Origin of the sequence: Kitasatospora sp. NPDC057692, from assembly GCF_042799475.1 — a bacterium.
Lineage (GTDB): Bacteria > Actinomycetota > Actinomycetes > Streptomycetales > Streptomycetaceae > Kitasatospora.
This window is the reverse complement of record NZ_JBHVIV010000062.1, coordinates 14,957-39,000: the sequence shown is the minus strand read 5'-3', so window position 1 is coordinate 39,000 and position 24,044 is coordinate 14,957. Positions and strand designations below refer to the sequence as shown.

General features: G+C 73.9%; 21 protein-coding genes. 14 read left to right on the top strand and 7 right to left on the bottom strand.

Annotation, left to right across the window (positions count from 1 at the left end; genetic code table 11):
* Positions 1–48: 48 nt before the first annotated feature.
* A complete protein-coding gene (locus ACFVFS_RS28865; RefSeq protein ID WP_380627646.1) occupies positions 49–1,029 on the bottom strand; it encodes an aldo/keto reductase in 981 nt (326 codons plus the stop codon).
* Between the two features lie 288 nt (positions 1,030–1,317).
* Between ACFVFS_RS28865 and ACFVFS_RS28860 the strand changes: the two genes are divergently transcribed.
* Positions 1,318–2,376, top strand: a complete 1,059-nt coding sequence (locus tag ACFVFS_RS28860) for an LLM class F420-dependent oxidoreductase (RefSeq protein WP_380627645.1) — start codon at positions 1,318–1,320, stop codon at positions 2,374–2,376.
* Between the two features lie 91 nt (positions 2,377–2,467).
* On the opposite strand, the gene ACFVFS_RS28855 is transcribed toward ACFVFS_RS28860, so the two are convergent.
* A complete protein-coding gene (locus ACFVFS_RS28855) occupies positions 2,468–3,460 on the bottom strand; it encodes a magnesium and cobalt transport protein CorA (protein ID WP_380627644.1) in 993 nt (330 codons plus the stop codon).
* Between the two features lie 128 nt (positions 3,461–3,588).
* Between ACFVFS_RS28855 and ACFVFS_RS28850 the strand changes: the two genes are divergently transcribed.
* From ACFVFS_RS28850 to mshC, 6 genes are all read left to right on the top strand, one after another.
* Positions 3,589–4,296 carry a histidine phosphatase family protein gene (locus ACFVFS_RS28850; protein WP_380627643.1) on the top strand — a complete coding sequence of 236 codons (708 nt, stop codon included), beginning with the start codon at positions 3,589–3,591 and terminating at the stop codon, positions 4,294–4,296.
* 195 nt (positions 4,297–4,491) lie between these two features.
* Positions 4,492–5,061 carry a DUF3090 domain-containing protein gene (locus tag ACFVFS_RS28845; protein ID WP_380627642.1) on the top strand — a complete coding sequence of 190 codons (570 nt, stop codon included), beginning with the start codon at positions 4,492–4,494 and terminating at the stop codon, positions 5,059–5,061.
* Between the two features lie 92 nt (positions 5,062–5,153).
* Positions 5,154–5,930: an SCO1664 family protein gene (locus tag ACFVFS_RS28840; protein WP_380627663.1), complete on the top strand. Its 777-nt coding sequence runs from the start codon at positions 5,154–5,156 to the stop codon at positions 5,928–5,930.
* Positions 5,931–6,053: 123 nt separating this feature from the next.
* Complete coding sequence (locus ACFVFS_RS28835; RefSeq protein ID WP_380627641.1) at positions 6,054–6,971, top strand: helix-turn-helix domain-containing protein; 918 nt, start codon at positions 6,054–6,056, stop codon at positions 6,969–6,971.
* 147 nt (positions 6,972–7,118) lie between these two features.
* Positions 7,119–7,991 carry a carbohydrate-binding protein gene (locus ACFVFS_RS28830; RefSeq protein WP_380627640.1) on the top strand — a complete coding sequence of 291 codons (873 nt, stop codon included), beginning with the start codon at positions 7,119–7,121 and terminating at the stop codon, positions 7,989–7,991.
* A 242-nt stretch (positions 7,992–8,233) separates the two neighbouring features.
* Entirely contained in the window at positions 8,234–9,463 is a 1,230-nt protein-coding gene (gene mshC / locus ACFVFS_RS28825; RefSeq protein WP_380627639.1) for a cysteine--1-D-myo-inosityl 2-amino-2-deoxy-alpha-D-glucopyranoside ligase, read from the top strand.
* Between the two features lie 84 nt (positions 9,464–9,547).
* Here mshC and ACFVFS_RS28820 read toward each other — a convergent pair whose 3' ends face one another.
* The gene (locus ACFVFS_RS28820) at positions 9,548–10,498 is read right to left on the bottom strand and encodes a PAC2 family protein (protein ID WP_380627638.1); all 951 of its coding nucleotides are present in this window, start codon (positions 10,496–10,498) and stop codon (positions 9,548–9,550) included.
* A gap of 318 nt (positions 10,499–10,816) precedes the next feature.
* Here ACFVFS_RS28820 and ACFVFS_RS28815 point away from each other — a divergent pair, with 318 nt between their 5' ends.
* On the top strand, positions 10,817–11,344 hold the full coding sequence (locus ACFVFS_RS28815; RefSeq protein WP_380627637.1) for an SRPBCC domain-containing protein: 528 nt from the start codon (positions 10,817–10,819) through the stop codon (positions 11,342–11,344).
* Between the two features lie 45 nt (positions 11,345–11,389).
* On the opposite strand, the gene ACFVFS_RS28810 is transcribed toward ACFVFS_RS28815, so the two are convergent.
* Entirely contained in the window at positions 11,390–12,490 is a 1,101-nt protein-coding gene (locus ACFVFS_RS28810) for a glycoside hydrolase family 18 protein (protein WP_380627636.1), read from the bottom strand.
* Between the two features lie 145 nt (positions 12,491–12,635).
* On the opposite strand from ACFVFS_RS28810, the gene metH reads away from it, so the two are divergent.
* The 3 genes from metH (at position 12,636) to ACFVFS_RS28795 (ending at position 18,879) form a co-directional block, all read left to right on the top strand.
* The gene (gene metH / locus ACFVFS_RS28805) at positions 12,636–16,145 is read left to right on the top strand and encodes a methionine synthase (protein WP_380627635.1); all 3,510 of its coding nucleotides are present in this window, start codon (positions 12,636–12,638) and stop codon (positions 16,143–16,145) included.
* Between the two features lie 140 nt (positions 16,146–16,285).
* Positions 16,286–16,987 (top strand): HAD family hydrolase, encoded by a 702-nt coding sequence (locus tag ACFVFS_RS28800; RefSeq protein WP_380627634.1) that lies wholly within the window; start codon positions 16,286–16,288, stop codon positions 16,985–16,987.
* A gap of 290 nt (positions 16,988–17,277) precedes the next feature.
* Positions 17,278–18,879, top strand: coding sequence for an ABC transporter substrate-binding protein (locus ACFVFS_RS28795; protein WP_380627633.1), 1,602 nt, complete (start codon positions 17,278–17,280; stop codon positions 18,877–18,879).
* 95 nt (positions 18,880–18,974) lie between these two features.
* Here ACFVFS_RS28795 and ACFVFS_RS28790 read toward each other — a convergent pair whose 3' ends face one another.
* A complete protein-coding gene (locus ACFVFS_RS28790) occupies positions 18,975–19,646 on the bottom strand; it encodes a response regulator transcription factor (RefSeq protein ID WP_030299918.1) in 672 nt (223 codons plus the stop codon).
* Between the two features lies 1 nt (position 19,647).
* Positions 19,648–20,556 carry a RecB family exonuclease gene (locus ACFVFS_RS28785; RefSeq protein WP_380627632.1) on the bottom strand — a complete coding sequence of 303 codons (909 nt, stop codon included), beginning with the start codon at positions 20,554–20,556 and terminating at the stop codon, positions 19,648–19,650.
* A gap of 181 nt (positions 20,557–20,737) precedes the next feature.
* Between ACFVFS_RS28785 and ACFVFS_RS28780 the strand changes: the two genes are divergently transcribed.
* The 3 genes from ACFVFS_RS28780 (at position 20,738) to ACFVFS_RS28770 (ending at position 23,703) form a co-directional block, all read left to right on the top strand.
* Positions 20,738–21,958, top strand: coding sequence for a site-2 protease family protein (locus ACFVFS_RS28780; RefSeq protein WP_380627631.1), 1,221 nt, complete (start codon positions 20,738–20,740; stop codon positions 21,956–21,958).
* Between the two features lie 49 nt (positions 21,959–22,007).
* Positions 22,008–22,967, top strand: coding sequence for a tRNA (adenine-N1)-methyltransferase (locus ACFVFS_RS28775; RefSeq protein ID WP_380627630.1), 960 nt, complete (start codon positions 22,008–22,010; stop codon positions 22,965–22,967).
* Positions 22,968–23,061: 94 nt separating this feature from the next.
* The gene (locus tag ACFVFS_RS28770; protein ID WP_380627629.1) at positions 23,062–23,703 is read left to right on the top strand and encodes a hypothetical protein; all 642 of its coding nucleotides are present in this window, start codon (positions 23,062–23,064) and stop codon (positions 23,701–23,703) included.
* 14 nt (positions 23,704–23,717) lie between these two features.
* Here ACFVFS_RS28770 and ACFVFS_RS28765 read toward each other — a convergent pair whose 3' ends face one another.
* Positions 23,718–24,020, bottom strand: coding sequence for a ferredoxin (locus ACFVFS_RS28765; protein WP_344321798.1), 303 nt, complete (start codon positions 24,018–24,020; stop codon positions 23,718–23,720).
* Positions 24,021–24,044: the final 24 nt, after the last annotated feature.

Sequence of the window (24,044 nt, the reverse complement as noted above, 5' to 3'; positions counted from 1 at the left end):
GGCGGTCGGTCGGGTCGGGAAGGCCGGGGTCGCGGGGTCGAGCGGGCGCTACAGCTCGCTCCACCCCTGGTCGGGGTAGCGGTGGACCGGCGCCGAGATGTCGTCGAGCGCACCGCGGATCTCCTCCGGAAGCGTAAGCTCCTCCACCGACAGCGCCGCCTGCAGCTGCCCCGCGGTGCGCGCCCCGACCAGCGCGCCGGCCACCCCCGGGCGGTCCCGCACCCAGGCGAGGGCGACCGCCAGCGGGCTGCTGGCGAGCCCGTCGGCGGCGGTGGCGACGGCGTCCACGATCCGCCGGGCGCGCTCGCCGAGGTAGGGCTGGACGAAACCGGACAGGTACGGCGAGGCGCCGCGGGAGTCCGGCGGCAGGCCGTGCCGGTACTTGCCGGTGAGCACACCGCGCCCCAGCGGGGAGCCGGCGAGCAGGCCCACCCCGGTGTCCCGGGCGGCCGGCAGCGCCTCGCGCTCGATCCCGCGCTGGAGCAGCGAGTACTCCAGCTGCGCCCCGGCCAGCGGCACCCGGCCGTGGTGGGCGTGCTGCCAGGTGGCCGCCCTGGCGAGCTGCCAGCCGCTGAAGTCGCAGACCCCGACGTAGCGGGCGCGGCCGGAGGAGACGGCGATGTCCAGGGCGCTCAGGGTCTCCTCGACCGGGGTCGCCGGGTCGAAGGCGTGCACCTGCCAGAGGTCGACGTAGTCGGTGCCGAGCCGGCGCAGCGAGGCGTCGAGCGCGGACAGCAGGTGGCCGCGCGAGCCGTCGAAGCGGCGGCCGGAGGCCGGGACGCTGCCCGCCTTGGTGGCGATGACCAGTTCGGAGCGGGGGACGAGGCCGTCGGTGAGCCGGGAGAGCAGGTACTCGGCGTCGCCGTCGGCGTAGACGTCGGCGGTGTCCACGAGGTTGCCGCCGGCGTCGACGAACGCCTTGAGCTGTTCGGCGGCCTCCTGCTCGTCGGTGTCGCGACCCCAGGTCATGGTGCCGAGGCCGAGCCGGGAGACCTGCAGCCCGGTGCGGCCGAGGTGACGCTTTTCCATCGGGCGGGCCCTCTCACTGGCCGAAGGTGCGGTGGCGGAACGCTGCGGGGCGGAGTGTGCGACGGGGGCAAACCCGCAGGTGGGACGCGGCGCCCCACGTCGGCTGAGCGTAGCGGCCGGTGCCCGGGCAGGTGTGCAGACCCGCAGGACGACCACCGTCGGCCGCACCGGAGCCGGGTGCGGCGGCCGGCGAGCGAAATGTGACCCGGACCACCCCTACCGGCCAGTAGCATGTCGGCCGGACGCGTCCTCGCGCTCCCGAGCAACCCGACTGGAAGGCAGTGCCCCATGCGACTCGGCATCAACCTCGGCTACTGGGGACTCGGCATGGACGCCGACAACATCGCCGTCGCCCAGGAGGCCGACCGGCTCGGCTACGCGGTCTGCTGGGCCGCCGAGGCGTACGGCTCGGACGCGGCCACCGTGCTCTCCTACGTCGCGGCCAGGACCGAGCGGATCGACGTCGGCTCGGCCATCTTCCAGATCCCGGCCCGCACCCCGGCGATGACCGCGATGACCGCCGCCACCCTGGACACCCTCTCCGGCGGCCGCTTCCGGCTCGGCCTCGGCGTCTCCGGCCCGCAGGTCTCCGAGGGCTGGTACGGCGTGAAGTTCGACAAGCCGCTGGCCCGCACCCGCGAGTACGTGGAGATCATCCGCAAGGCGATGTCCCGCGAGCGGCTGGTCCACGAGGGCGCCCACTGGACGCTGCCGCTGCCCGGCGGGCCCGGCAAGCCGATCAAGCTCACCGTGCACCCGGTGCGCGAGCACATCCCGCTGTACATCGCCGCGATCGGCCCGAAGAACCTGGAGCAGACCGGCGAGATCGCCGACGGCTGGCTCGGCATCTTCTTCGACCCGGCGCACGCCGCGCTCTCCCTCGACCCGCTGAAGGCGGGCCGAGCCAAGGCCGGCGCCGAGCCCGGCAAGGAGTTCGAGGGCTTCGACGTCTGCCCGACCGTGGCCATCGCCGTCGGCGAGGACATCGAGGCCGGGGTCGACTCCCAGCGGGCCTACACCGCGCTCTACATCGGCGGCATGGGCAGCAAGGAGAAGAACTTCTACAACCAGCTCGCCCGCCGGATGGGCTACGAGCAGGCCGCCGACGAGGTCCAGGAGCGCTACCTGGCCAAGGACTACGCGGGCGCCGCGGCCGCCGTCCCGCACCAGCTCGTCGACGCCACCTCGCTGATCGGCGACACCGCCCGGATCGCCGACCGGATGCAGGCCTACGCGGACGCGGGCGTCACCACGCTCACCCTGGCCCCGGCCGGCTTCACGCTCGACGAGCGGATCGCGGCGCTGCGCACCGGCGTCGCGGCCCTGGAGCGCGCCGGCCTGGCCTGACGGGCCCGCCGTGACGGCCGCCGCCCCCTCCCCCGGGCCTCCGGGGGAGGGGGCGCCCCGCGGGCCGGGGCGGGCCGTGCGGCCCGGGGCCCTACAGCCAGTCGTGCCGCTTGAAGACCCGGTGCAGCACCACGCAGACCACCACCATCAGCGAGACGGCCGCCGGGTAGCCCCAGGGCTGCCGAAGCTCCGGCATGTGCTCGAAGTTCATCCCGTACACGCCGGCGATCATCGTCGGCACGGCGGCCAGCGCCGCCCAGGCGGAGATCTTCCGCATGTCGTTGTTCTGCTGCACGCTCACCTGCGCCAGATTGGCCGACAGGATGTCCGACAGCAGCCGGTCCATGCCCTCGACCTGGTCGTTGGCGCGGGCCAGGTGGTCGGCGACGTCCCGCAGGTACGGCAGCGCCTCGGCCCGGACGTACGGCACGCCGCCGCGCTCCAGCCGCAGCATCGGGTCGAGCAGCGGGCCGGTGGCGCGGCGGACGGTGACCAGCTGCCGCTTGTAGCCGTAGATCCGGCTCGCGACGTCCCGGCCCACCCGGCCGGGCGCGAAGACGTCCGCCTCCAGCTCGTCGAGGTCCGCCTGGATGCCGACGGCCACGTCCACGTAGCCGTCCACCACCGTGTCGCAGACCGAGTGCAGCACCGCACTCGGGCCGTACCTGAGCACCTCCGGCTGCTGCTCCAGCTGGGAGCGCAGGCCGCCGAGCGGGCTGTCGGCGCCGTGCCGGACGGTCATCACGAAGTCCTCGCCGACGAAGATCATCACCTCGCCGCTGGTCACCGCGTGGCCGCCGGGGTGGTAGCCGAGCGTCTTGAGCGACACGAACAGCGAGTCCTGGTAGGCCTCCACCTTGGGGCGCTGGTGGGCGGCGACCGCGTCCTCGACGGCCAGCGGGTGCAGGCCGAACTCGGAGCCGACCCGGTCGAGTTCCTCGGCGGTGGGCTCGAACAGGCCTATCCAGACGAAGCCGCCCGGGCCCGCCCGCCGCGCGGCGGCCAGGCTGCCGGCCGGGTCCGCGGGCGTCGCGACCGGACGGCCGTCGCGGTAGATGGCGCAATGGACGATCATGCGGGCCATTGTCGCCCCTGCCGCCGGTCCGAAACATCCACCGCGACCGCGGTGCGCCGCGGGGCGGCACCGCCCGGCTCCCGGGCGGGCCCGGAGGACGGGCCCGGCCCGGGCCGGGAGGCCGTAGGGTAGGCCCCATGCCCACCCTGCTGCTCGTCCGCCACGGCCGCTCGACCGCGAACACCGCCGGAATCCTGGCCGGTTGGACGCCCGGGGTGGACCTCGACGACACCGGCCGCGCCCAGGCCGCCGCGCTCGCCGACCGGCTCGCCCCGGTCCCGCTGGTCCAGGCGGTCAGCAGCCCGCTGGAGCGCTGCCGGCAGAGCCTGGAACCGCTGCTCGCCGCCCGCCCCGGCCTGGCCGGGCCCGCGCTGGACGAGCGGCTCGGCGAGTGCCACTACGGCGAGTGGACCGGCCGGCCGCTGGCCGAGCTGGCCAAGGAGCCGCTGTGGCGCACCGTCCAGGACCACGCGGCGGCGGCCGTCTTCCCCGGCGGCGAGTCGCTGCGCGAGCTGAGCCACCGCACGGTGGGCGCGGTCCGCGAGTGGAACGAGAAGATCGCCGCCGAGCACGGCGAGGACGCGGTCTGGATCGCCTGCTCGCACGGCGACGTGATCAAGGCGGTGGTGGCCGACGCGCTCGGCCTGCACCTCGACCACTTCCAGCGGATCAACATCGACCCCTGCTCGGTCACCGCGATCCGCTACACCGCGCGCCGGCCCTTCGTGCTGCGGATGGGCGACACCGGCGACCTCGCCTCCCTCGCCCCGCGGCCGGCCGGCCACGGCGGCGGCAGCGCCCCGAGCGGGGACGCCGTGGTCGGCGGCTCCACCGGCGCGGCCTGAGCCGCCGGCCCGGATCCGGCCCGGAGCCCCGGCCAGGGCCTCGGCTCCCCGGCGCGGCCCCGGAGGTCGTAGGGTGACCAGTGGGTCCCCGCGCCGCGCGCCCGGGCGCCCCGGACCACCCAGCCCCGACCCCCGACCGACCCCAGCGGCGTCCGCGCGACGCCCACGACGATCGATACGACCCGGAGCGAGAGCGTGACCCGTCAGGTCTTCTTCTACGACCAGCCCGAACGGTTCGTGGCCGGTACCGTCGGCCAGCCCGGCGCCCGGGCGTTCTACCTGCAGGCCAGCGCCCGTGGGCGGATCACCAGCGTGCTGCTGGAGAAGACCCAGGTCGCGGCGCTCGCCGAGCGGATCGAGGAGGTCCTCGACGAGGCGCTGCGCCGCAGCGGCGGCGCGGCCACCATCCCGGCCACCGCCCCGCAGGACCTGCTCGACACCGCGCCGCTGGACCTGCCGCTGGAGCAGGAGTTCCGGGTCGGCACGATGGCGCTCGCCTGGGACAGCGTGGACGGCTGCCTGGTGGTCGAGGCCCAGGCGCTGGTCGAGGAGGAGGAGGGCGAGGAGGAGGGCGCCGCCGTCTTCGAGGACGACGAGAACGGTCCCGACATGCTCCGGGTGCGGCTCTCCGGCGCGATGGCCCGGGTGTTCGCCAAGCGGGCGCTGGACCTCGTCGCGGCCGGCCGCAGGCCCTGCCCGTTCTGCAACCTGCCGCTCGACCCGGAGGGCCACCTGTGCCCGCGCGCGAACGGGTACCGGCGCTGAACACGCCGGCCGCCCGGCCCGACGACCCGTCGGAGCCGCCGCGGTCCGACCCCGCCGAGGCCGCCGCCCTCGCCGCCGACCCGCCCGGTGCGCTGAGCCTGCTGCGCGAGGGCGCGCTGACCGTGCACGGCCGGCTCACCGACGCCTCCAACGCCGCCCTCTACTGCACCGTCACCGCCGCCGACGGCCGCGCGGCGCAGGCCGTCTACAAGCCGGTGGCCGGCGAGCGGCCGCTCTGGGACTTCCCCGACGGCACCCTGGCCGGCCGCGAGGTCGCCGCCTACGAGCTGTCCGCCGCCACCGGCTGGGGGCTGGTGCCGCCCACCGTGCTGCGCGAGGGTCCGCACGGCCCCGGCATGGTGCAGCTGTGGGTGGAGCCCGACCCGGACGCCGCCCCGCTGCTCGCGCTCCAGGACCCGCGCGGCCCCGAGGACGGCTGGCTGCCGATCGTCCGGGCCGAGGTCGGCGACGGGCGGACCGCGCTGCTGGTCCACCCCGACGACCGGCGGCTGCGCCGGCTCGCGGTGCTGGACGCCGTCCTCAACAACGCCGACCGCAAGGGCGGCCACCTGATCCCCGCGGCCGACGGCCGGCTCTACGGCATCGACCACGGCGTCACCTTCAACACCGAGGGCAAGCTGCGCACCCTGCTCTGGGGCTGGGCCGGGCAGCCGCTGCCCGCCGAGGCGGCCGCGGTGCTGGCCGGGCTGGCCGAGCAGCTGGACGGCGCGCTGGGGGAGCGGCTGGCCCCGCACCTGACCGCCGCGGAGCTGGACGCCGCCCGGGCCCGGGTGGCCGCGCTGCTCGCCACCGGCACCCACCCGCTGCCCTCCGAGGACTGGCCGTCCATCCCCTGGCCGCCGATCTGACGGTCCGTCAGCCCTTGGAGCGACGGTTCGAAGGCGCCCCCACCTCTCGATCAAGAGGTGTGCAGGGGCACTCATCCGGTAATGGTCTGGACCGGTGTGCGCCCCTGGCCCCACACTGCGACGATGGACGAGCGACGGACCACCCCCCACCTGGACCTGCCGCTGCACCGCCTCCAGGTCCCGCTGCCGCATCTGCTCCCGTTCGCGATCGGCAGCTTCGACGCGATCGGCCCGCTGTCCCGGGCCGGCTTCCCCCACCGGCACTCCTTCTACGAGATCGTCTTCGTCACCGGCGGGCACGGCGCCCACGTCCTGGACCTGGTCCAGCGGCCGGTGCAGCCCCCGCAGCTGTGCGTGATCGCCCCCGGCCAGGTGCACTACTGGGCGGACGCGGCCGAACTCACCGGCCAGGTCGTGCTGTTCAACGAGGACTTCCTGCTGGCCCACCCGCAGGACCTCGCCGCGCTGCGCACCCTGGCCTCCCGCCCGGCGGTGCGGCTGGGCGAGCAGGCCGCCCCGATCGCGGCGCTGCTGGCGGACATGGAGGCCGAGTACCGGGCCCGGCCGGCCGGCTACCCGGGCGTGCTGCGGGCCAGCCTGCACATCCTCATCGTGCGGGCCCTGCGGGCCTGTTCGCCCGCCGGCGGGGGCGCGCTCCCCGGCCGCACCGGGGACCTCGCGGCCGCCTTCACCCGGCTGATCGCCACCCCCGGCGGGGTGCAGCTCTCGGTGGCGTCCTGCGCGCACGAGCTCGGCGTCTCCTCGGGGCACCTCCAGGCGATGGTCAAGCAGGCGACCGGCCGCACCCCGGGCCGGCTGATCCGCCAGCAGCAGACACTGGAGGCCAAACGCCTGCTGGCCTGCACCGAACTGACGGTGCGGCAGGTGTCCCGGGAGGCCGGTTTCGGCGATCCGGCGTACTTCTGCCGCTTCTTCCGCCGGGAGACCGGAATGACGCCGGGGGAGTTCCGCACCAGGGTCGGAGGAAATCACCACGATCCCCGGATCACGTCCATCGCGGCGGCCCCGGACGGCCCGTAGTTTGACTGCTGGCCACCGGCGGACCGCCCGGCGCGAGCGGGCGGCCCGCCGGCCCGGTCCTTGTCATGCCCCCACCATGGCAAGGGCCGCCCCCGGACAGCACCAGCACCACCAGATCCCCCACACTCACACCGAAGGAGTCGGCGCATGCCCGCGTCCGAAGAGCCCCTCACCGGGACGGACGGTCCGACCGACCGCCGGATCAGCCGCAAGTCCGTCCTCAGGGCCGCCGCCGTGCTCGGCACCGCACCGCTGCTGGTCGGCGGAGGTGTCGCGCTGGCCCGCGACCGCGTCGGCACCGGCGAGATGCCGGAGTTCACCCCTGAGTGCCACGACGGCGACGCCCCGACCATCGAGCAGACCGAGGGCCCCTACTTCAAGCCCAACTCCCCGCTGCGCACCTCGCTCATCACCGACAGCACCCCGGGCACCCGGCTCACCGTCAGCGGCTACGTCTTCGGCCGCGCCTGCCTGCCGCTGAACAACGTCCTGATGGACTTCTGGCAGGCCGACGTGAACGGCAACTACGACAACGCCGGCTACACCTTCCGCGGCCACCAGTTCACCAACGCCCAGGGCGCGTTCAGCCTCACCACGATCGTGCCCGGCCTCTACCCTGGCCGCACCCGGCACATCCACGTCAAGCTGCAGGCGCCCAACCGGCCGGTGATCACCACCCAGCTGTACTTCCCGAACGAGCCGCGCAACAGCACCGACACCATCTACGACGCGCGGCTGCTGATGAACGTCCGCCAGGTCGGCTCGGCCAAGGAGGGCACGTACGACTTCGTGCTCAACGTGGCGCAGAACCCGACCCCGACCCCGACGGGCACGCCGACCAGCACGCCCACCTCGCCGAGGCCGACCCAGACCGGTGGCGGCACCTGGGCGGCGGGCACCTTCTACAACGCGGGCGACCGCGTGACCTACGGCGGTTCCTCCTACCAGTGCCTCCAGGGGCACACGGCCATCGTCGGGTGGGAGCCGCCGAACGTGCCGGCCCTCTGGCAGCGGTTGTAGCGGCTCCGGCCGCGGCCCCGAGGGTCGCGGGCACCCGGTCGGCGGCAGGGCCGACCGGGTGGCCCGTCCGCCCGGACCGCCCCGCGAGGCCGTGCGCGGGGCGGATCCGGGACGGCTCGCCCGGCGCTGTCAAGCGCCGGGCACCAACGGTCCGGAACCGCTCGGGCCACGAAAGGAAGCGAATCCAGTCGATCTTGCCGACTGGTTAGGCTTTCAAATGTTCTCACGGTTAAAGTCGATCCATGCATGCCTGGCCCGCCTCCGAGGTTCCCGCCCTGCCTGGTCAGGGGCTCCCCCTCCGTATCCACGACACCGCGACGGGAGGCATCCGGGAGGTCGTCCCGCAGGACGGCACCGCCCGGATCTACGTCTGCGGCATCACGCCCTACGACGCGACCCACATGGGCCACGCCGCCACCTACAACGCCTTCGACCTGGTGCAGCGGGTGTGGAAGGACGCCGGCCACGACGTCCTCTACGTGCAGAACGTCACCGACGTCGACGACCCGCTGCTGCAGCGCGCGGTCGAGACCGGCCAGGACTGGGTGGCCCTCGCCGAGCGCGAGACCGCGCTCTTCCGCGAGGACATGACCGCGCTGCGGCTGCTCCCGCCGGCCCACTACATCGGCGCCGTCGAGTCCATCCCGTGGATCGTCCCGCTGGTGCAGAAGCTGCTGGCGAGCGGCGCCGCCTACGAGCTGGACGGCGACATCTACTTCTCGGTCGAGTCCGACCCCGCCTTCGGCACGGTCTCCGGCCTCACCCGCGAGGCCATGCGCCCGGTCTTCGCCGAGCGCGGCGGCGACCCGGACCGCCCCGGCAAGCGCCACCCGCTGGACGCCCTGCTCTGGCTCGCGGCCCGCCCCGGCGAGCCCGCCTGGGACACCGAGCTCGGCCACGGCCGCCCCGGCTGGCACATCGAGTGCGTCGCCATCGCGCTGCAGTTCCTCGGGATGTCCTTCGACATCCAGGGCGGCGGCAGCGACCTCTCCTTCCCGCACCACGAGATGGGCGCCTCGCACGCCCAGGTCGCCACCGGCGACCACCCGTACGCCAGGGCGTACGTGCACGCGGGCATGGTCGGCCTGGACGGCCACAAGATGTCCAAGTCCCGCGGCAACCTGGTCTTCGTCTCGGCGCTGCGCCGCGACGGCGTCGACCCGGCCGCGATCCGCCTCGCCCTGCTCTCGCACCACTACCGCGAGGACTGGGAGTGGACCAAGGCCACCCTGGACGAGGCCGTCGAGCGGCTCGCCCGCTGGCGCGCCGCCGTCTCCCGGCCGGACGGCCCGGCCGCCGAGCAGCTGCTCGCCGAGGTCCGCGCGGCGCTCGCCGAGGACCTCGACGCGCCCGCCGCGCTGGCCGCGGTGGACCGCTGGGCCGCCGCGCAGCAGGCCGGCGGCGGCACCGACACCGGTGCCCCCGGCCTGGTCACCCGCACCGTGGACGCGCTGCTCGGCGTCGCGCTGTAGCGGGCCCCGCCACGGCGAAGGGGCGCCGGGACCGCATGGTCCCGGCGCCCCTTTCCCGCATCGGCGCCCGCGCGCCGGGCGGACTCACTCGTCCTCGGCGCCGTCCTGGCTCTCCCGGGTGGCCGGCGGCTCCGGATCGGCGGGCCGCTCGGCGGTGGCGTGCCCGGCGACCGGCTTCTCCCCGGTCGGCCCGACGTTCTCCCGGCGCCGCAGGTAGCGCTCGAACTCCCGGGCGATCGCGTCGCCCGAGGCCTCCGGCAGCTCCGCGGTGTCCTGCGCCTCCTCCAGCTGCTGGACGTACTCGGCGACCTCGCTGTCCTCGGCGGCCAGCTGGTCCACGCCCAGCTGCCAGGCCCGGGCGTCCTCGCCGAGGTCGCCCGGCGGGATGCGCAGGTCCAGCAGGTCCTCCAGCTTGTTGATCAGCGCCAGGGTGGCCTTGGGGTTCGGCGGCTGCGCGACGTAGTGCGGCACCGCCGCCCAGAGCGTCACCGCCGGGACCCCGGCGTGCGTGCAGGCCTCCTGGAGCACCCCGACGATCCCGGTCGGGCCCTCGTAGCGGCTCTCCTCCAGGTCCAGCCGGCGGGCCAGCTCGGGGTCGGAGGTGACACCGCTGACCGGCACCGGGCGGCTGTGCGGGGTGTCGCCGAGCAGCGCGCCCAGGATCACCACCAGCTCGACGCCCAGCTCGTGCGCGAAGCCCAGCAGCTCGTTGCAGAACGAGCGCCAGCGCATGCTCGGTTCGATGCCGCGCACCAGGACGACGTCCCGGGTGGTCGGCTCGGTCACCCGGATCACCGAGAGCCTGGTGGTGGGCCAGGTGATCCGGCGCACCCCGCCGTCCAGCCAGACGGTCGGCCGGTTGACCTGGAAGTCGTAGTAGTCCTCCGCGTCGAGCGCGGCGAACACCTTGCCGCCCCAGGTCTCGTCCAGATGCGCCAGGGCCGCGGAGGCGGCGTCGCCCGCGTCGTTCCACCCCTCGAAGGCGCAGACCATCACCGGGTCGATCAACTCGGGAACTTCTTCCAGCTCGATCACCCAGCGTCTCCCTCCGGTCGGCCGCCTCCGCCCCGCCCGGCCGGGACTGCCCGGGCGCCGGCGGGCCGGATGCCGACGGTCGAACCTCTCGTCACCCATGGAACGCCTCGCTCCATGGTTCCCTACCTGCCCAGCCTACGGGCTTTGAAGCCCCGTTCCGCCGGGGCACCGGGACAGTCTGGGGGAGGGGGCGGCCGCGATCCACCGGTTATCCGGGCGCACCCGCACAGTCCGCCGCGGTCCGGGCGCGCCGCGGCGCGGCGGCGGCGCGATGATGGGAGGCGGGGGCCGGGCGGCGCGGTGGCGAGGAGCCGGCGGATGAACGGATGGCGGTGGGCGGGCGCCGCGGCGGCGGCACTGGCGGCCGGTGCGGCCGGGGCGTCGGCGGCGGCGTGGGCCGCCGGGCGGCGGCTGCCGGTGGAGCACCTCAGTGGGGGCGGCCTGGAGCTGGCGCGGCCGCCCGGGGCGGTCTGGGACGTGCTGACCGACGTCGACCTCTTCCCGGCCTGGCGCCCGGACGTGGCGCATGTCGAAAGGCTGCCCGCCACCGCCGCCGGCCGCCCGCGCTGGCGCGAGGACGGCCGGCACGGGCACACCGTCTACGAGGTGGTGGAGAGCGAGCCGCCGCACCGCCTGGTGACCGGCATCGCCGACCCCGACCTGCCGTACGGCGGCACCTGGACGTTCGTGCTCACCCCGGCCGGCGGCGGCTGCACGCTCACCGTCACCGAGCGCGGCGAGGTGTACCAGCCGCTGTACCGGGCCGTCTCGCACTACGTGACCGGCGAGGGCGCCGCCGTGCACCGCTTCCTGGCCGCGCTGGCCCGCCGGACGGCCCCGGCCTGAGGGTCCCGGCCTGAGGGCCCGGGACCGGTCCGCCCCGGGGCGGACCTACCGCACCCACTCGCGGCGGTAGTCGGTCCAGTTCTGCTCGGTGGCGGCGAAGTCCACGTACAGCCCGACGCCGAAGTTCCGCCGCTGGAGGTCGTGGCGCCCCAGGCCCAGCCGGATCCCGCGGATCCCGGCGTTCACCGTCTCGGCGCGGCCCCAGTGGCCCCACCGGTCCTCCCAGTAGAACGGCAGGCCCATCAGCAGGTCGACGTCCTCCGGCGTGGCCTCCAGGGCGAGCTCGGTCTGGTAGGCGTTGTAGCCGCCGTAGAGGGCCTCGGTGGGCATGTTGGAGTCGTAGGTCATCACCGCGACCTGGTCGACCCGGCGGGCGGTGGCGGCGAAGTACGCCTGGTCCCACCACTTGCCGTGGCCGGTGAGCGCGATGCCGACGTCGTGCTGGTACGGCAGCGGGTCGATCTGCGGGACGGCCACCGACAGCACGGCGCCGCGTCCGGCGGTGACCGGGCGGACCCGCTCCAGCAGGTCGAGCCAGCCCTTCGAGCCGGGCCGGATCGGCTCCATGTCGAAGTGCACGCCGTCGAAGCCCTGGTCCAGCACCTGGCGGGCGGAGGCGGTGACCCGCTCGCGGGTGGCGGTGTCCTCCAGGTCGAGGCCGTCCTTCTCCGGCTTCACCTCGTCGCCGAGCCAGCTCTGCACCCGGATCCCGGGCAGTGAGCGGTGCACGGCGTCGGTGAACCACCGCGCGCGGGGGTGCACGGCGGGCGGCAGCGAGCCGTCGTGCTCCAGGGGGCCGGTGTGCACGTAGAGGTCGCGGACGCCGGTGCCGGCCAGCCGCCGGGCGAGCTCGGCAACCTCGGCGTCACCCTTCCGGCCGTCGACCCAGGCGTGGCCCAGCCAGACGGCGTCGCGGCCCCGGGTGCGGGCCTCGGGGGAGGGGTCGCCGACGTACTGCAGGCGCAGCGCGAGCGCCGCCGAGCCGATCGGCACGGCCACCACGGCGAGCAGCGCACCCGCCGCCACCAGGGCCTTCCGCCACCGGGACCAGCCGCGCCAGCGGGCCCGCAGCGCCCCCGCGCGGGCTCCCGTGCGGCGTACCGCCCCGCGTGCCCCGTCTCGAATGCGCGTCCGGAATGTGGTCATGCCGTGGGCTCCCCCCTCATGGCCGAACGCTCAGGATACGGAACAGGTGCTCACGCCCGGGCGGGGGCCGGATACCCTGGCCACGTGCGTCCCCGATTCAGCGGGTTCGCAAAGCCGACAGCCGTCGCACCCAGGGAGAAGCCCCATGGCCACTGCAGCCGCCCCGTCCGTCACCCAGCAGAGCCGCGCGAACGCGCTGCGCGAGGCCCTCGCCACCCGTGTGGTGGTCGCCGACGGGGCGATGGGCACCATGCTCCAGGCACAGGACCCGACGCTGGAGGACTTCCAGAACCTGGAGGGCTGCAACGAGGTCCTCAATCTCACCCGGCCCGACATCGTCCGCTCCGTGCACGACGCCTACTTCGCGGTGGGCGTGGACTGCGTGGAGACCAACACCTTCGGCGCCAACTTCTCCGCGCTCGGCGAGTACGAGATCTCCGAGCGCGTCTTCGAGCTCTCCGAGGCCGGTGCCCGACTGGCCCGCGAGGCCGCCGACGCGCACGGCGCCGAGGACGGCCGGCTGCGCTGGGTGCTCGGCTCGATCGGCCCCGGCACCAAGCTGCCGACCCTCGGCCACGCGCCCTACGAGACGCTGCGCGAGGGCTTCCGGCAGAACGCGGCCGGCCTGATCGCCGGCGGCGCGGACGCCCTGCTGGTGGAGACCAGCCAGGACCTGCTGCAGACCAAGGCCGCGATCCTGGGCTCCAAGCAGGCGCTGGCCGAGGCGGGCCTGGACCTGCCGGTGCTGGTCCAGGTGACCGTGGAGACCACCGGCACCATGCTGCTCGGCTCCGAGATCGGCGCCGCGCTGACCGCCCTGGAGCCGCTGGGCGTCGACTACATCGGCCTGAACTGCGCCACCGGCCCGGCCGAGATGAGCGAGCACCTGCGCTACCTGGCGAAGAACGCCCGGATCGGCCTGTCCTGCATGCCGAACGCCGGTCTGCCGGTGCTGGGCAAGGACGGCGCGCACTACCCGCTGAGCCCGGCCGAGCTGGCCGACGCGCACGACGTCTTCACCCGCGAGTACGGGCTGTCGCTGGTCGGCGGCTGCTGCGGCACCACCCCCGAGCACCTGCGCCAGGTGGTCGAGCGGGTCCAGGGCCGCCCGGTGGCCGCGCGCGACCCGCGCCCGGAGCCGGCCGCCGCCTCGCTCTACCAGTCGGTGCCGTTCCGCCAGGACACCTCGTACCTGGCGATCGGCGAGCGCACCAACGCCAACGGCTCGAAGAAGTTCCGCGAGTCGATGCTGGCCGGCGACTGGCAGGCCTGCGTGGAGATCGCCCGCGACCAGATCCGCGACGGCTCCCACCTGCTGGACCTGTGCGTGGACTACGTCGGCCGCGACGGCGTCGCCGACATGAAGGAGATCGCCGGCCGGCTGGCCACCGCCTCGACCCTGCCGATCGTGCTGGACTCCACCGAGCCGGAGGTGCTGCGGGCGGGCCTGGAGGCGCTCGGCGGCCGCGCGGTGCTCAACTCGGTCAACTACGAGGACGGCAACGCCCCGGAGTCGCGGTTCGGCCGGATCGCCTCGCTGGCCCGCGAGCACGGCGCCGGCCTGATCGCGCTCACCATCGACGAGGAGGGCCAGGCCCGCACCGCCGACAAGAAGGTGGAGATCGCCGAGCGGCTGATCGCCGAGCTCACCGCCGACTACGGCATCGACGAGGGCTCGATCCTGGTCGACTGCCTGACCTTCACCCTGGCCACCGGCCAGGAGGAGTCCCGCCGGGACGGTATCGAGACCATCGGGGCGATCCGCGAGCTGAAGCGCCGCCGCCCGGCGGTGCAGACCACGCTGGGCCTGTCCAACATCTCCTTCGGCCTCAACCCGGCCGCCCGGGTCGTCCTCAACTCGGTCTTCCTGCACGAGTGCGTGGAGGCCGGCCTGGACTCGGCCATCGTGCACGCCTCCAAGATCCTGCCGATCTCGCGGATCCCGGAGGAGCAGCGCGAGGCCGCGCTCGACCTGGTGTACGACCGCCGCCGGGAGGGCTACGACCCGCTGCAGCGCCTGCTGGAGCTGTTCGAGGGCGTCTCCTCGGCCTCGGTCAAGGCGTCCAAGGCGGAGGAGTTGGCCGCGCTGCCGCTGGAGGAGCGCCTCCAGCGCCGGATCATCGACGGCGAGCGGAACGGCCTGGAGGCCGACCTGGACGAGGCGCTGACCGCCCGCCCGGCGCTGGAGATCATCAACGACACCCTGCTGTCCGGCATGAAGGTGGTCGGCGAGCTGTTCGGCTCCGGCCAGATGCAGCTGCCGTTCGTGCTCCAGTCCGCCGAGGTGATGAAGACCGCGGTGGCCCACCTGGAGCCGCACATGGAGAAGTCCGACTCGGAGGGCAAGGGCACCATCGTGCTGGCCACCGTGAAGGGCGACGTCCACGACATCGGCAAGAACCTGGTCGACATCATCCTGTCCAACAACGGCTACAACGTCGTCAACCTGGGCATCAAGCAGCCGGTCTCGGCGATCCTGGACGCCGCGCAGGAGCACAACGCGGACGTCATCGGGATGTCCGGCCTGCTGGTCAAGTCCACCGTGATCATGAAGGAGAACCTGGAGGAGCTGAACCAGCGCAAGCTGGCGGCCCAGTTCCCGGTGATCCTCGGCGGCGCCGCGCTGACCCGCGCCTACGTCGAGCAGGACCTGCACGAGATCTACGAGGGCGAGGTCCGCTACGCCCGGGACGCCTTCGAGGGCCTGCGGCTGATGGACGCGCTGGTCGCGGTCAAGCGCGGGGTGCCGGGCGCCGCGCTGCCGGAGCTCAAGCAGCGCCGGCACGCCCGGGTGGAGGTCGAGGAGCCGGAGGAGGTCAACCTCGGCCAGATCCGCTCCGACGTGACGGTGGACAACCGGGTGCCGGCCCCGCCGTTCTGGGGCGAGCGGATCGTCAAGGGCGTGCCGTTCGCGGACTACGCCTCCTGGCTGGACGAGGACGCGCTGTTCAAGGGCCAGTGGGGCCTGAAGGCGGCCCGGACCGGCGAGGGGCCGTCCTACGAGGAGCTGGTGGAGACCGAGGGCCGGCCGCGGCTGCGGATGTGGCTGGACCGGCTGCAGACCGAGGGCTGGCTGGAGGCGGCCGTGGTCTACGGCTACTTCCCGGCGAACTCCAAGGGCGACGACCTGATCGTCTTCCACGAGGACGGCACCGAGCGGACCCGCTTCACCTTCCCGCGCCAGCGGCGCGGGCGGCGGCTGTGCCTGGCGGACTTCTTCCGCCCGGAGGAGTCCGGGGTGCGCGACGTGGTCGGCCTGCAGGTGGTCACGATGGGCAACCGGATCTCCGAGGCGGCCAACGAGCTGTTCGCGAACAACTCCTACCGCGACTACCTGGAGCTGCACGGCCTGTCCGTCCAGCTGGCCGAGGCGCTGGCCGAGTTCTGGCACGCCCGGGTCCGCTACGAGCTGGGCTTCGGCGACGAGGACCCGCAGGACGTCAAGGACATGTTCGCGCTCAAGTACCGCGGCGCCCGCTTCTCGCTGGGCTACGGCGCCTGCCCGGAGCTGGAGGACCGCGCCAAGATCGCCGAGCTGCTGAAGCCCGAGCGGATCGGCGTGGTGCTCTCCGAGGAGTTCCAGCTGCACCCGGAGCAGTCCACCGACGCGATCGTGATCCACCACCCGGAGGCGAAGTACTTCAACGCCCGGTAACGCCCGTGTTGCGCATCGTTCGCCCGATCCGGGCGACCCGGGCGTAGTCTTGATGACCCTGAACGGGCCGGTCCGCTCACCAGCGGGCCGGCCCGTGCCATCCCCGGGACCGATCCGGGCACGGACGGAAGGATCCCGCCATGACCACCATCTCCACCGCCACCCAGATCCTCGGCGGCGACGACCGGGGCCTCCAGGCGGTGCTGCTGGACATGGACGGGACGCTGGTCGACACCGAGGACTTCTGGTGGCAGGCCGAGGCCTCGCTCTTCGCCGACCTGGGCCACCAGCTGACCGCCGAGGACCGCGCCCACGTGGTCGGCGGTCCGATGACCCGGGTGATCGACCACCTGCTGAGCCGCACCGGGGTGGACCTGTCGCCGGCCGACCTGACCGTACTGATCAACCAGCGCTTCGTCGACCTGCTGGGCGGCGGGGTGCCGCTGATGCCGGGCGCCGAGCGGCTGCTCAACACGCTGGCCGCGCACGGGGTGCCGGCCGCGCTGGTGTCCGCCTCGCACCGGCACATCATCGACATCGTGCTCCGCTCGCTGGGCGCCGAGCACTTCGCGTTCTCGGTCGCCGGGGACGAGGTGCCGCGCACCAAGCCGCACCCGGACCCGTACCTGGAGGCGGCCCGCCGGCTGGGCGCCGACCCGGCCCGCTGCGTGGTGGTGGAGGACGCGCCGACCGGGGTGCGGGCCGCCGAGGCGGCCGGCTGCCCGGTGATCGCGGTGCCCTCGGTGACGCCGATCGAGCCGGCGCCGGGGCGCCTGGTGCTCTCCTCGCTGGAGCAGGTCGACCTGGAGCTGCTGCGCTCCCTGGTGGCCTCGCGAGTGTGATTGTCGTCTCATTGCGGAGTGGCGGTACCCGCCGGTAAGCGGACGGACCCGGCCGGTCCGGGGGAGCGTCCCGGGAGAAAACGGGCATTGCCTGACAACTCGTCGGACAGCGCTGACCAGAGCCCCGCCGCCGTGTCCCAACCGTCACCTTTGCGGGTGTCGGGGGGGCGTGTTCGATATGGCACGCTACTCGGGTTCGTTCCACCCCCGAGCCCAGGCACCGCCGCTGACGGGCACCCCCGTCGTGCCCGCGATCGCAGCCGGACCGCACCCCCAGAAGGACGCGACCCGTGAAGACTTCAGCTGAACGACTGGCCGTGCTCGGCTGTGCCGGAATCGTCGCCGCCACGGTGGCCGGCTGCGGCTCGGTCACCGACGCCGTCAAGGGGGACGGCGACAAGGCCATCACGATGGGCACCACCGCGCTGACCGGCTCCCTGGACCCGGCCATCGCCTACGACGCCGGCTCCTGGCTGCTGATGCGCAACACCTTCCAGTCGCTGCTCAGCTACCCGGCCGCCTCCAGCGCGCCCAGCCCGGACGCCGCGCAGTCCTGCGAGTTCACCGCGGGCGACGCCACCCAGTACCACTGCACGCTCAGGAGCGGGCTGAAGTTCTCCAACGGCCACGCGCTCACCGCCGCCGACGTCGTCTACTCGGTCCAGCGGACCCTGAAGATCAACGACCCGAACGGCCCGGCCGGCCTGCTGTCGTCGATCAAGTCCGTCGAGGCGACCAACGACAGTGAGGTGGTCTTCCACCTCGGCCAGCCCGACGCGACCCTCCCGGCCAAGCTGGCCGGCCCGGCCGGCGCCATCGTCGACCAGGAGGTCTACCCGGCCGACAAGGCGCTGCCCAACGACAAGCAGGTCGGCTCCGGCCCGTACAAGATCGACTCGGTCGAGGCGATGGCCAAGGGCGGCCCGGCGAAGGTCGTGCTCTCGCCGAACGACAAGTACACCGGCGACGCCAAGCTGCGGAACAAGAAGTTCACGCTGCGCTACTTCGACAAGCCGGCCGACCTCAAGTCCGCGCTGGACAGCGGCGAGGTCGACCTCGCCGACAACTCCCTGGAGCCGAACACCGCGGCCCAGATCCTCTCCGACCAGCAGGGCGGCAAGACCGACCTGCGCGTCGTCGAGGGCGACAGCAACGACACCCGCTACCTGGTCTTCAACACCAAGGACGCCACCGCCGGCAACCTCGCAGTCCGCCAGGCCGCCGCCCAGCTGATCGACCGCAAGACGCTGGCCCGCGAGGTCTTCGCGCGCACCGTCCAGCCGCTGTACTCGATGGTCCCGGCCGGCGTCACCGGCCACAACACGGCCTTCTTCGACCGCTACGGCGACCAGGACACCGCCAAGGCCAAGGCGATCCTCACCGCCGCCAAGGTGCCGACCCCGGTCAAGCTGACCCTCACCTGGTCGCGCTCGCGCGCCGAGTCCGCCGAGGCCGAGATGCTGAAGAAGCAGCTGGAGGCCGGCGGCCTGTTCCAGATCACGGTCCAGCAGGAGCCCGACTGGGACACCTACAAGAAGGGCTGGAACGAGGGCAAGTACCAGCTCTACACGATCGGCTGGTTCGCGGACTACCCGGACCCGGACAACTACGTCGCCCCGCTGATCGTCGACGGCGGTTCCTACCACCACGGCTGGGACGACCCGCAGATCAGCCAGAAGCTGGTGCCCGACACCCTCAAGCAGACCGACCGGGCCGCCGCGACCGGCGCCTACGCCCAGATCCAGGGCATCGTGGCCACCAACGCCCCGCTCGTCCCGCTGTTCCAGAACAAGGCGTTCTTCACCTCGCGCTCCAACATCACCGGCGTGGAGTCCACCGTCGACACCACCGGCTTCTTCCGCTTCTGGGAGATCGGCCGCAGCGGCAAGTAGACCGCCGCCCGCCCCGGCGCGCACGACACCGCGGCCCGCCCGCCCCACCCGGTTCCGACCGGGGGGAGCGGACGGGCCGCCGTCCGTCCACGGGCCTACAGCGCGCCCGGGCGCACCAGACCGCTCTCGTAGGCGTACACCGCCGCCTGCACCCGGTCCCGCAGCTGCAGCTTGGTCAGCACGTGGCCGACGTGCGTCTTCACCGTCGTCTCGCTGACGAACAGCTCCGCCGCGATCTCCGCGTTCGACAGCCCGCGCGCCACCAGCTTCAGCACCTCCAGCTCCCGCTCGGTCAGCGCGTTCAGCGCCTGCGGCGGCGCCTCCTCGCCCGACGGCAGCTTGGTGGCGTACATGTCCAGCAGCCGCCGGGTGATCGAGGGCGCCAGCATCGCCGCGCCGTCCGCCACCACCCGGATCGCCTGCACCAGCTCCTCGGCCGGCACGTCCTTCAGCAGGAAGCCGCTCGCCCCCGCGCGCAGCGCCTCCACCACGTACTCGTCCAGGTCGAAGGTGGTGAGCACCAGCACCTTCGCCGGGCCGTCCCGCCCCGGACCGGCGATCCGGCGGGTCGCCTCCACACCGTCCATCCGGGGCATCCGGATGTCCATCAGCACCACGTCGGGCTGCAGCGCCCGCACCTGGTCCAGCGCCTGCTGGCCGTCGCCGGCCTCGCCGACCACCACCAGGTCGGACTCGGCCTCCAGGATCATCCGGAAACCGGTGCGCAGCAGCGGCTGGTCGTCGACCAGCAGCACTCGGATCGTCACCCTACGACTCCTTGCTCGTCGGATCCCCCGTGGGATCGACCTCGTCGGACGTTCGCGCCAGCGGCAGCGGGTACGGCGGGGGCGTGCCGCCGAACTCCGGACAGCTGGCCTGGTGGTCGCACCAGTCGCAGAGCCGGTTGCGGGTCGCCGGGAAGTCGCCGGTGGCCACCGCCCGCCCGATCCGCTCCCACAGCGCCAGCAGCTTGCGCTCCACCGCGAGCAGGTCGGCCTCGTCCGGGTCGTAGCTGACCACGTCCCCGCCGCCGCCCAGGTAGACCAGCTGCAGCCGCTTGGGGATCACGCCCTTCCAGCGCCAGACCACCAGCGCGTAGAACTTCATCTGGAACATCGCCTTGCCCTCGAAGTCCCGCGAGGGCGCCCGGCCGGTCTTGTAGTCCACCAGCCGGACCTCACCGGTCGGAGCGACGTCCACCCGGTCGATGTAGCCGCGCAGCAGCAGCCCCGACTCCAGCGCCGTCTCCACGTACAGCTCGCGCTCCACCGGGTGCAGCCGGGTCGGGTCCTCCAGCCGGAACCACTGGCCGACCAGCTTCTCGGCGTCCGCCAGCCAGCGGGTCAGCGCCGCGCCGTCGGGATCCTCCGGGAACAGTCCGGCCAGCTCCGGGCGCTCGCCCAGCAGCCGCTCCCACTGCGGGCGCAGCAGCCCCAGCGCCCGCTCCGGCGTCCGGTCGGCCGCCGGGGAGTCGAACAGCCGCTCCAGCACCGCGTGCACCAGCGTGCCCCGGGTCGCCGCCGCGCTCGGCGGCTCCGGCAGCCGGTCGATCACCCGCAGCCGGTACAACAGCGGGCAGGTCAGGAAGTCGCCCGCACGCGACGGGGACAGCCCGGTCGGGGCCGCCGCCGGACGGGGCGGGGCCGCGGCGGGACTGCTGGTCTCGGTCTGCTGCATACCCGAGACCCTATTGCCCTGCGCTGTCATCCCGCTGCCACGGTGCTGCCGGAAAGCGGTCGCCACGGGGTATGAACGCAGTGGGAAGGCGAGGGGCGGGCGCCGGACGGCGGCCGCGATCACGTAGCGTGGGCGCACCGGCGCGCGGCGCGCGGCGGGGGCGACGGAGGAAGGGAACACGGTGAGCGACTCCAGGGGGCAGCAGACCTCCGACCAGCCGCCGCACGGCGGCGGCGACCGGCCCGGGACCCCGCCGCCCCGTGAGCCGGAGCCCCGCGGCGGCATCCTGATGGGCCGCCCCTTCGGCGTGCCGATCTACGTCACACCGTCCTGGTTCATCATCGCGGCCCTGATCACCTGGGTCTTCGGCGGCCAGCTCGACCGGGTGCTGCCCGACCTCGGCGCCGCCCGCTACCTGGTCGCGTTCTCCTTCGCCGTCGTCTTCTACGGCTCGGTGCTGGTCCACGAGCTCGCCCACACCCTGGTCGCGCTGCGCTACAAGCTCGGCGTGCGCCGCATCCAGCTCCAGTTCTTCGGCGGCGTCTCGGAGATCGAGAAGGAGGCCGAACGCCCCTGGCGGGAGTTCTGGCTGGCCTTCGTCGGCCCGCTGCTCTCCCTCGTCCTCGGCGGCGTCTTCTACCTCGCCCTCCAGGCCGTCGAGGTCGCCACCGTCCCCGGCGTGCTGCTCACCGGCCTGATGGTCTCCAACCTCGTCGTCGCCGCCTTCAACCTGCTGCCCGGCCTGCCGCTGGACGGCGGCCGGATGCTGCGCGCCGTCGTCTGGGCCGCCACCGGACGGCCGATGGCCGGCACCGTCGCCGCCGCCTGGGCCGGCCGCGCGCTCGCCATCGCCGTCCTGATCGGCCTGCCGCTGATCAGCTCCGCCCGGGCCCTGGAGCGCAGCCGCACCGACACCCTGGTCGACGCCGTGCTGGCGGCCGTCCTCGCCGCGATCATCTGGAACGGCGCCACCGGCGCGCTGCGCAACGCCCGGCTCAAGGAGGTGCTGCCCGGCCTGCGGCTGCGCGACGTCGCCCGCCGGGCCGTCGAGGTCACCGCCGACACCCCGCTCGGCGAGGCCATGCGGCGCGCCCACGAGGCCCGGGCCGGCGCGGTCGTGGTCGTCGACGGCCGCGGCGAGCCGATCGCCATCCTCCGGGAGGCCGCCGTCCGCTCCGTCCCCGAGCACCGCCGCCCCTGGGTCGCCGTCGGCCCGCTCGCCCGCGACCTCGAACCCGGGCTGCTGCTCTCCGCCGACCTCGCCGGCGAGGACCTGCTGCGCGCCGTCCGGGCCACCCCCGCCGGGGAGTACCTCGTCGTCGAGGAGGACGGCCGCACCTACGGGGTCGCCGCGCTCACCGACATCGAACAGCGGCTGACCGCCGCCGTCACCGGCCGCTGAAACGATCACCTGGTCAGCCGGACGGTCCGCTTCCCTTAGGATTGTCCGCATGTCCGAACCGACCGGTGCCGCCCGCCGACGAGGGCCCTTCCAGGTCGGGGACCAGGTCCAGCTGACCGACCCCAAGGGCCGCCACTACACGTTCACGCTCCAGGCCGGGAACCAGTTCCACACCCACAAGGGTGCGTTCCCCCACGACGAGCTGATCGGCGCCCCCGAGGGCACGGTCGTGCGCACCACGGGGAACGTCCCGTACCTCGCGCTGCGCCCCCTGCTCCCCGACTACGTCCTGTCCATGCCGCGCGGCGCCGCCGTGATCTACCCGAAGGACGCGGGGCAGATCCTGGCGATGGCCGACATCTTCGCCGGCGCCCGCGTGGTCGAGGCCGGCGTCGGCTCCGGCGCGCTCTCCACCTACCTGCTGCGCGCCGTCGGCGACACCGGCATGCTCGCCTCCTACGAGCGCCGCCAGGACTTCGCCGACATCGCGCAGGGCAACGTCGAGCGCTACTTCGGCGGGCCGCACCCGGCGTGGAAGCTCACCGTGGGCGACCTCCAGGACAACCTGGTCGAGACCGACGTCGACCGCGTGATCCTCGACATGCTCGCCCCCTGGGAGTGCCTGGACGTCGCCTCCGAGGCACTCGTCCCCGGCGGCCTCATCTGCTGCTACGTGGCCACCACCACGCAGATGTCCAAGACCGTCGAGGCGCTGCGCGACCACGGCACCTTCACCGAGCCGCAGGCCTGGGAGACCATGGTCCGCACCTGGCACCTGGAGGGCCTGGCCGTCCGCCCGGACCACCGGATGATCGGCCACACCGGCTTCCTGCTCACCGCCCGCCGGCTCGCCGACGGCGTCGAGCCGCCGCTGCGCCGCCGCCGCCCGGCCAAGGGCGCCTACGGCGAGGACTACGACAACGGGTCCCCCGAGCCCACCCTGCAGGAGCGCGCGGCCGCCCGGGCGGCCGCCCGCGCCGAGGCCGCCGACCAGGCCGGCCTCGACTGAGACACCTCCCGGAGGGGTGGTACGGCGGCGCCGTACCACCCCTCCCGCGTTCCCGCACACCCGCGCCACCGCGCCGTCGCCCCAGTGTGGGACGATGCTCGCTCACACAGACCACTGGAGGGGACGCCTGGTGGAGAGCGCGGTCGGGACGACGGCTGGACAGCAGACGGCAACGGGCCGTGGCGGCCCCCGGCACGGGCGCACCGCCCCCTGGCACTGGGCCGTGACGGTGGCCGGCTGCGCCGCCGTGGTGGCCGCCGGTCTCGCCGCGGGCCCCGCGAGCGGCGCACCCGGGCCCGCCCGCACCGCCCCCAGGGCCCTCCCCGCAGCGGCCGCCCCGGACCCCGCGAAGGCCCAACTCCCGCTCGACTGCGGGCCGTTCCCGGTGACCGTGTCCGTCAGCTTCGCCGCCGACCTCGGCGACGGCCGCCCCGGTACCGTCGCCGCCGCGCACTGCGCCGCGGAGAACGGCACCCCGCCCGACGCCGTCTACCTGCTCGGCGCCGGGCCGGGCGGGCGGCCCGCCGTGCTGGCCACCCTGCTCTCCGAGCGCGAGAACCTCACCGTCGGCCGCCTGGCGCTGCGCTCCGACGGCGCCATCACCGCCCACGCGCGCGGCTACTCCGGCGACGACGTGCCGCGGTTCGCGCCCGACATCTCGCTCGACCTCACCTGGACGCACAGGAGCGGCGGCTGGGACCGCTCCCAGACCGCCGCCCCGATCAGCCGGACCTGAGCGCTACCGGCGCTTCACTCGGCGTCAGGCCCGTACACCTCGACGCCGTCCGCGGCCCGGCGCACGTGGATGCAGTCGCCCGGGCAGTCCTTCACCGAGTCCACCACGTCCTGAAGCAGCGTCAGCGGCACCGGGACCGTCTCGCCGGGCTGCTGGCGCAACTCGTCGTCCTCGCCCTTGACATACGCGAGGCCGTCGATGTCCAGCTCGAAGACCTCCGGCGCGTACTGCGCGCAGATGCCGTCGCCGGTGCACAGATCCTGGTCGATCCACACCTCCAGCGGCTCGGCCGCCGCCGTCGACTCGCTCACCGACATGATGATTGTCCGCCGTTTCTGTCC

Bases quoted from the DNA above. Each gene is read 5' to 3' on its own strand.
- ACFVFS_RS28865 (WP_380627646.1), bottom strand. From the start codon at position 1,029: ATGGAAAAGCGTCACCTCGGCCGCACCGGGCTGCAGGTCTCCCGGCTC.
- ACFVFS_RS28860 (WP_380627645.1), top strand. From the start codon at position 1,318: ATGCGACTCGGCATCAACCTCGGCTACTGGGGACTCGGCATGGACGCC.
- ACFVFS_RS28855 (WP_380627644.1), bottom strand. From the start codon at position 3,460: ATGGCCCGCATGATCGTCCATTGCGCCATCTACCGCGACGGCCGTCCG.
- ACFVFS_RS28850 (WP_380627643.1), top strand. From the start codon at position 3,589: ATGCCCACCCTGCTGCTCGTCCGCCACGGCCGCTCGACCGCGAACACC.
- ACFVFS_RS28835 (WP_380627641.1), top strand. From the start codon at position 6,054: ATGGACGAGCGACGGACCACCCCCCACCTGGACCTGCCGCTGCACCGC.
- ACFVFS_RS28830 (WP_380627640.1), top strand. From the start codon at position 7,119: ATGCCCGCGTCCGAAGAGCCCCTCACCGGGACGGACGGTCCGACCGAC.
- mshC (WP_380627639.1), top strand. From the start codon at position 8,234: ATGCATGCCTGGCCCGCCTCCGAGGTTCCCGCCCTGCCTGGTCAGGGG.
- ACFVFS_RS28815 (WP_380627637.1), top strand. From the start codon at position 10,817: ATGAACGGATGGCGGTGGGCGGGCGCCGCGGCGGCGGCACTGGCGGCC.
- ACFVFS_RS28810 (WP_380627636.1), bottom strand. From the start codon at position 12,490: ATGACCACATTCCGGACGCGCATTCGAGACGGGGCACGCGGGGCGGTA.
- metH (WP_380627635.1), top strand. From the start codon at position 12,636: ATGGCCACTGCAGCCGCCCCGTCCGTCACCCAGCAGAGCCGCGCGAAC.
- ACFVFS_RS28800 (WP_380627634.1), top strand. From the start codon at position 16,286: ATGACCACCATCTCCACCGCCACCCAGATCCTCGGCGGCGACGACCGG.
- ACFVFS_RS28785 (WP_380627632.1), bottom strand. From the start codon at position 20,556: ATGCAGCAGACCGAGACCAGCAGTCCCGCCGCGGCCCCGCCCCGTCCG.
- ACFVFS_RS28775 (WP_380627630.1), top strand. From the start codon at position 22,008: ATGTCCGAACCGACCGGTGCCGCCCGCCGACGAGGGCCCTTCCAGGTC.
- ACFVFS_RS28770 (WP_380627629.1), top strand. From the start codon at position 23,062: ATGCTCGCTCACACAGACCACTGGAGGGGACGCCTGGTGGAGAGCGCG.
- ACFVFS_RS28765 (WP_344321798.1), bottom strand. From the start codon at position 24,020: ATGTCGGTGAGCGAGTCGACGGCGGCGGCCGAGCCGCTGGAGGTGTGG.